At 40.3% G+C, this 6,230-nt stretch carries 6 protein-coding genes and 1 pseudogene; 1 reads left to right on the top strand and 6 read right to left on the bottom strand.

Annotated features, from left to right (window positions below):
• The 5 genes and pseudogenes from V7Z64_RS11020 to V7Z64_RS11000 form a co-directional block, all read right to left on the bottom strand.
• On the bottom strand, positions 1-460 hold a 460-nt coding region (locus V7Z64_RS11020; protein ID WP_334110417.1), incomplete at its 3' end, for a cytochrome b/b6 domain-containing protein.
• An 11-nt stretch (positions 461-471) separates the two neighbouring features.
• The gene (locus V7Z64_RS11015) at positions 472-2,193 is read right to left on the bottom strand and encodes a nickel-dependent hydrogenase large subunit (RefSeq protein WP_297988418.1); all 1,722 of its coding nucleotides are present in this window, start codon (positions 2,191-2,193) and stop codon (positions 472-474) included.
• A gap of 2 nt (positions 2,194-2,195) precedes the next feature.
• A pseudogene (locus tag V7Z64_RS11010) lies at positions 2,196-3,266 on the bottom strand (hydrogenase small subunit).
• Between the two features lie 161 nt (positions 3,267-3,427).
• Positions 3,428-4,147 carry a twin-arginine translocase subunit TatC gene (tatC, locus tag V7Z64_RS11005; RefSeq protein ID WP_297988424.1) on the bottom strand — a complete coding sequence of 240 codons (720 nt, stop codon included), beginning with the start codon at positions 4,145-4,147 and terminating at the stop codon, positions 3,428-3,430.
• Between the two features lie 88 nt (positions 4,148-4,235).
• Positions 4,236-4,430, bottom strand: a complete 195-nt coding sequence (locus V7Z64_RS11000; RefSeq protein WP_003397248.1) for a twin-arginine translocase TatA/TatE family subunit — start codon at positions 4,428-4,430, stop codon at positions 4,236-4,238.
• A 91-nt stretch (positions 4,431-4,521) separates the two neighbouring features.
• Here V7Z64_RS11000 and V7Z64_RS10995 point away from each other — a divergent pair, with 91 nt between their 5' ends.
• A complete protein-coding gene (locus tag V7Z64_RS10995; protein WP_297988414.1) occupies positions 4,522-4,887 on the top strand; it encodes a GIY-YIG nuclease family protein in 366 nt (121 codons plus the stop codon).
• Positions 4,888-4,908: 21 nt separating this feature from the next.
• Here V7Z64_RS10995 and V7Z64_RS10990 read toward each other — a convergent pair whose 3' ends face one another.
• Positions 4,909-6,129 carry a dicarboxylate/amino acid:cation symporter gene (locus tag V7Z64_RS10990; RefSeq protein WP_297988411.1) on the bottom strand — a complete coding sequence of 407 codons (1,221 nt, stop codon included), beginning with the start codon at positions 6,127-6,129 and terminating at the stop codon, positions 4,909-4,911.
• Between the last annotated feature and the right edge of the window lie 101 nt (positions 6,130-6,230).

Genomic DNA, 6,230 nt, shown 5'->3' with positions numbered 1-6,230 from the left:
ATTGAGCGAGCGGATTATGTCCGATATAATGTTTTTTGTTATTTTTCATAAATAAGTAATATTTGATAGTTTCAAATGCTTCTTTCCAAAAAGAAAGTCGAAATGGGTTCGACGTCGCATGTTCGTTTCCTTTGTATACCCAATACCAACGAACAGCTAAATTAATCGTAAAAAGGAAAGCAACGAAGAAGTGAATATAACGTGCCCACCCCATCAAAAACGAGTAATACGCTTCTTCTTGAATGGAGGCAGACACGAACGGGCGGCCGATAAACACGCCCGTAATCATTAAAACTATGATAGAAAAAGCATTAATCCAATGAAAAATACGAACAGGTAATTCCCATACGTACACTTTCACCATGTGATCATTTAGCTCAATACGTTTTGCTTTTCGCGATCGCTTCCAAATGACTTCCGTCTGTTTTTGTTCAATTTTTGGATTTGTCGGGACTGACATACACTCCCCTCCTACCCAATACGAATATGAGTTGTTTGTTTCGATTCAAGATCGGTTAAATGAACAGCACATGCTAAACATGGATCGAACGAATGGATGATGCGCAAAATCTCTAACGGCTTTTCTTTATCAAGCAATGGCGTTCCTTTTAAAGACGCTTCGTACGCACCAATTTGCCCTTTATGGTCACGCGGTGAAGCATTCCATGTCGTTGGAACGACAGCTTGATAGTTTTTCGTTTTCCCATCTTCAATTTCAATCCAATGGCCTAACGCACCACGTGGCGCCTCCATCCATCCTACTCCTTTCGCTCGCTTAGGCCACGTGCTTGGTTCCCATTTTGTCCGATCGAATGTAATTTGATTTCCGTTGCGAATATTCGCAAGCAATGCGTCCATATCATCGCGCATCCATTTAGCAACGAGAATAGACTCAAGCCCACGCGCTACTGTACGTCCGAGTGCCGAGCTCATCGCTTCAAGTGGCCAACTCAATTTCTTTAATGTATCATCTACTAATCCAACAAACTCATCTTTCTTTAACGCATAGCCAACTAGCATGCGCGCAAGTGGTCCTGTTTCCATCGGATGCTCTTTCCATCTTGGAGATTTTAACCAACTATATTTTTCATCTGTATTTAATGTTTTAAACGGTGGTTTTGGCCCTGTATAACGGAGTGATGTTTCTCCCTCCCACGGATGTTTGCCAACTCCCCCCTCTTTCCCATCATATGTGTACCACGAATGATCAATAAATTCTTTTACTTGTTCTGGATCTTTCGGATCGACATCAAGCACTTCGTTTAAATTACCATTTAAAATAACACCACGTGGGAAACGATATAAATGCACGTCCCGAATATCACCTGTCGAAAAATCCCCATAACATAAATAGTTATTTAATCCTCCGCCATATGTCCAATCTTTATAAAACGAACCAATCGCCAATAAATCGGGAATGTAAACATGGTTTACAAACTCTACTGCCTGATCAATAATTTGCGAAACGTGCATAAGACGCTCTGCGTGAATTGCATTATCACTATTTATATCAATTGGAGTGGCCATTCCGCCGACAACATAATGAGGATGCGGGTTTTTCCCCCCGAAAATGGTATGAATTTTAACAATTTCTTTTTGCCAATCAAGCGCTTCTAAATAGTGAGCAACAGCAAGCAAGTTCACCTCAGGCGGTAACTTATACGCTGGATGCCCCCAATACCCGTTTGCAAAAATGCCAAGTTGGCCGCTATCAACAACTTTTTGTACCTTCATTTGAATTTCTTTAAAATAACCTGGTGACGATTTTGGCCAATTGGAGAGAGACTGAGCAATGCGGCTCGTTTCGTTCGGATCGGCTTTCAGAGCGCTTAATACATCAATCCAATCGAATGCATGTAAATGATAAAAATGGACGACATGGTCATGTAAAAAAACTGCTGCATTCATAATGTCACGGATAAGATGAGCATTTTTTGGAATTTTAATATCCAGCGCATCTTCAACGGATCGGATAGAAGCTAAAGCATGTGTAGTTGTGCAAACACCGCAAATGCGCTGCACATACGCCCAAACGTCCCTTGGATCACGATCGCGCACGATTAACTCAATACCGCGGACTGCTGTTCCTGAACTAAACGCCTCTTGAATGACACCTCTCTCGTCAATATCTACTTCAATGCGTAAATGACCTTCAATTCGCGTGACTGGGTCGACAACAATACGTTCTGCCATCTTTATTCACCTCGATCATGATGTTCATCTTTTTTCTTCATCACTGTTACAGCAGCGTGAGCAGCAACACCTGCCGCTGTTACACCGACGGCAATCGCTCCGACTGTTTCAGGATTAATCGTTGTTTGAGAAGCAGGAATTTTCGCACGACGAACAAAGAAAGGACCGTTGTCCCAAAATCCCTTTTCAGAACAGCCAATACATGGGTTTCCGGATTGAATGGGATAGCTCACTCCCCCGTTCCAACGCATCTCTGCACAGGAGTTATATGTCGTTGGTCCTTTGCAGCCTACTTTATATAAGCAATATCCTTGTCTTGCTCCTTCATCATCAAACGATTCGGCAAATAAGCCGGCATCAAAATATGCGCGGCGATTACATTTATCATGGATACGATGACGATAAAACGCTTTCGGTCTGCCGAGATGGTCAAGCTCCGGAAGTCTACCGAACGTAATCATATGGGCAATGACGCCTGTCATCACTTCGGCGATTGGTGGACACCCGGGTACCAAGATGATCGGTTTATCTTTCACAAAATGTGTAACTGGCTTAGCCTTTGTCGGATTCGGATATGCAGCAGGAATTCCGCCCCACGACGAACAGCTTCCGTATGCAATAATCGCTTTTGCTCCTTTAGCAGCGCGAAGAAATGTCTCTTTTGCCGATGCGCCACCAACAGTTAAAAATGCATCATCTGTTGGCAAGCTTCCCTCCACCGCAAGTATGTATTCTCCAGGATAATGCTCAAGAACATGTTCAAGTGCCGCTTCAATTTGATGACCCGAAGCAGCAGAAAGTGCTTCAGAATATTCAAGAGAAATCATGTTCAAAAGCACACTTTCCACTTTTGGATGCGTAGAGCGAATAAATGATTCAGAGCAACCTGTACAGTCTTGAAACTGTAACCAAATGACTGGTACGCGTTGGCTCTTCTCCATTGCCGCAACAACTTGATCCGTTTGTGAGAAATCTAGCCCCATTGTCGCTGCCAGAGCTGTACACATTTTTTAAAAATCGCGTCTCGTAAAGCCGCGATCAAGCACTTCTTCTAAAATCGTTTTTCTCTTCACATAGCTCCTCCCCTTTACATGATAACGTTTACAGTTCATTATATATCATTTTTTAACTTTATGTTATTTTCATGGGATAATTGTAACAAAATGTTCTTAAATACATTAACAGCATGAAAATAGTTTTTATTATAGTAAATGGATAAATAAAAAAGCGCCCTCTATTCTGAAGACGCTTCTTGCTCAACCTGTTTTTCTTTCCGTTTATACACAAATTTTGAGATAGATATGCTGACCTCATATAACAACAGCAACGGAATTGTCACTAAAAAGTCGGAGATGAAATCAGGTGGCGTAATAGTTACTGCAATGATAACTAATATAAAATATGCATATTTTCTCATTTTTTGTAACGCATATGGATTAATGATACCAATGCTCGTTAAAAACATGACGATAATTGGTAATTCGAACAATATAGCAAAAGGAACCGTCATGTTCAACATAAAGCGAAAATACTTTTCCGTCGTAAACATAGTCGCGAACAAATCTTCCCCGAGACTCATTAAAAAGTGAAACACCATCGGCAATACGACAAAGTAGCCAAAACATAGCCCGAGTACAAATAACAAAAATGTAGCAGGAATATACGATAATGTAACTTTCCGTTCTCTCGGAGTAAGAGCAGGTTTAACAAACATCCATATTTGCCAAACAAGTACTGGAATCGTCATCGTAATCGCGAATACGCCAGCTAACATGACATATACCCATAAAATATCAGTAGGACCTAAAATGGTTAATTTTACATCTAAATCAGCAATAAGCCAGCGATATAAATCTTGAACAAAAATAAATCCTACAATAAAAAATAAAATAAGCGCTCCAACAACAATAAAAATTCTCTTGCGCAATTCTTCTAAATGTTCAACTAACGTCATCTCTTTATCTTCATATCGTTGCTTTTCTTCCACGAGCGTAAACACCAACCTTTTCCCATGTTAAAAACGGCAACACATCGTTGCCGCTTTATGATTTACGCGTTTCTTTCTTTTCGTCGAGCTCCTCTAATACTTCGTCACGCAATCCCTTTGTAGATTTTTTAAATTCACGTAATGTTTCCCCAAAAGCCCGTCCGATCTCAGGCAATTTTTTCGGTCCAAAAATGACAAGAGCGATGACAAGAATTAAAATTAAACCAGGTAAACCTATGTTCGAAAGCATAACGTCATCTCCTTTTTTTATACATACGCTTCTTTTATTGTAGTGCTAACATTTTCATTTTTCAATGACAAATTTTCGGGAGGTGGAAAAAATGTTCAACAAGCAGCATACCGTTTATGCGATTTTCTTTACAATCGATAACAACGCCATCGTTGAGATTGGGAAACTAGGTACGTTTTTATTTCCAAAGGGAAACTATATTTATGTAGGGAGCGCCAAACGAAATATGCAATCGCGTATTCAACGTCACATACAGGTAGAAAAAAGAAAACGATGGCACATCGATTACATTCGACCGTACGGCGAGATCACACACATCCAAACATATTCCTCTGAACTTAGTGAATGCGCACGTGCCCAACAGCTTTTTCAACAATATAATGGGCAATGGATCGTGAAAAAATTTGGTTCATCTGACTGCCGCTGTCCTTCCCATCTCATTTATTATAAACAATAAAACGAGGGGGATCTCCCTCGTTTAGTTTGCCTTCTCATATTTTTCTTCTGATTTTGCAACAATGACTGCGCATGCAGCATCTCCAGTAATATTTACAACCGTTCTCGTCATATCAAGTAGTCGATCAACCCCTAAAATAAGCGCAATTCCTTCAACAGGTAGACCAACTGATGTTAACACCATAGAAAGCATAATTAATCCAACACCTGGCACTCCTGCTGTGCCAATGCTTGCAAGCGTTGCTGTTAAAACAACTGTCAATAAATCACCGAATGTCAAATCAACACCATATACTTGTGCGATAAACATCGTTGCAACACCTTGCATAATGGCTGTTCCATCCATGTTAATTGTCGCCCCAAGCGGTTGCACAAAACCGCTAATGCTTTTTGGAACATTTAAGTTTTTTTGCGCTGTTTCCATTGATACTGGCAATGTAGCATTACTGCTTGATGTACTAAATGCAACAACCATCGCCGGAGAAAATCCTTTAATAAACGCGATCGGGTTCATTTTTCCAAGCATCCATACCGCTGTGCCGTACACTGCAAAGAAATGAATAAATAGCGCTAATAACACTGCAAACATATATTTTCCCATCGCTGTAATCGCATCTAATCCTTGTCCACCGATCGCGATAGTAATTAATGCAAAGGCACCATATGGGGCGAACTTCATGACCCACTCTACTAAGTACATGAACATATCGTTGGCTTGCTCTACAATAACTCGTACTTGTTTCACTCGATCACCAAGGCGAGCGATGGCCATGCCAACAAGCATCGCAAAAACAATAACTTGCAACATATTCCCTTCTACCATCGCTTGGAATGGATTAGTCGGAACAATATTTAACAATGTATCTACAACAGGTGGAGCTTCTTTCTTTTCAAACGATGCCCCTTCTAAATTAAAGTTTCCTTCTCCTGGACGAATGACAGATCCTAATGTTAAAGCAATAATAAGTGCAAGGGAAGTAGTAATTAAAAAGAATGAGATTGTTTTCACACCGATGCGACCGAGTTTTTTTGGATCACCAACACCAGCTGCACCTAAAATTAATGAAACGAGTACGATCGGAACGACAAGAAGCTTAATTAAGTTGATAAATATCGTTCCAAGCGGATGAAGCACATATGTTTTTGCGAGGTCAAACCATTCTATTGGGAGAGCTAAGTTGAAAACGAGTCCAACAATCATTCCGGCAAACATTCCTAGTAAAATTTTCTTCGCCATCGACATATAAACACCTCCGTCAATTTCTCTGTCTTTTGCTGTAAAACGTATTCAACTTCACAAAAAAGAGCCGCTTCAATTGTAAATGTTTCTTTTAAAATTGTAAA

Source organism: Anoxybacillus sp. (assembly GCF_036834105.1).
Taxonomy (GTDB): domain Bacteria; phylum Bacillota; class Bacilli; order Bacillales; family Anoxybacillaceae; genus Anoxybacillus.
The sequence above is the reverse complement of the archived record's forward strand: the minus strand, read 5'-3'. Positions and strand labels throughout refer to the sequence as shown.

Coding starts and splice junctions, on each gene's coding strand:
- V7Z64_RS11015 (WP_297988418.1), bottom strand. CDS start 2,193: ATGGCAGAACGTATTGTTGTCGACCCAGTCACGCGAATTGAAGGTCAT.
- tatC (WP_297988424.1), bottom strand. CDS start 4,147: ATGACGTTAGTTGAACATTTAGAAGAATTGCGCAAGAGAATTTTTATT.
- V7Z64_RS11000 (WP_003397248.1), bottom strand. CDS start 4,430: ATGCTTTCGAACATAGGTTTACCTGGTTTAATTTTAATTCTTGTCATC.
- V7Z64_RS10995 (WP_297988414.1), top strand. CDS start 4,522: ATGTTCAACAAGCAGCATACCGTTTATGCGATTTTCTTTACAATCGAT.
- V7Z64_RS10990 (WP_297988411.1), bottom strand. CDS start 6,129: ATGTCGATGGCGAAGAAAATTTTACTAGGAATGTTTGCCGGAATGATT.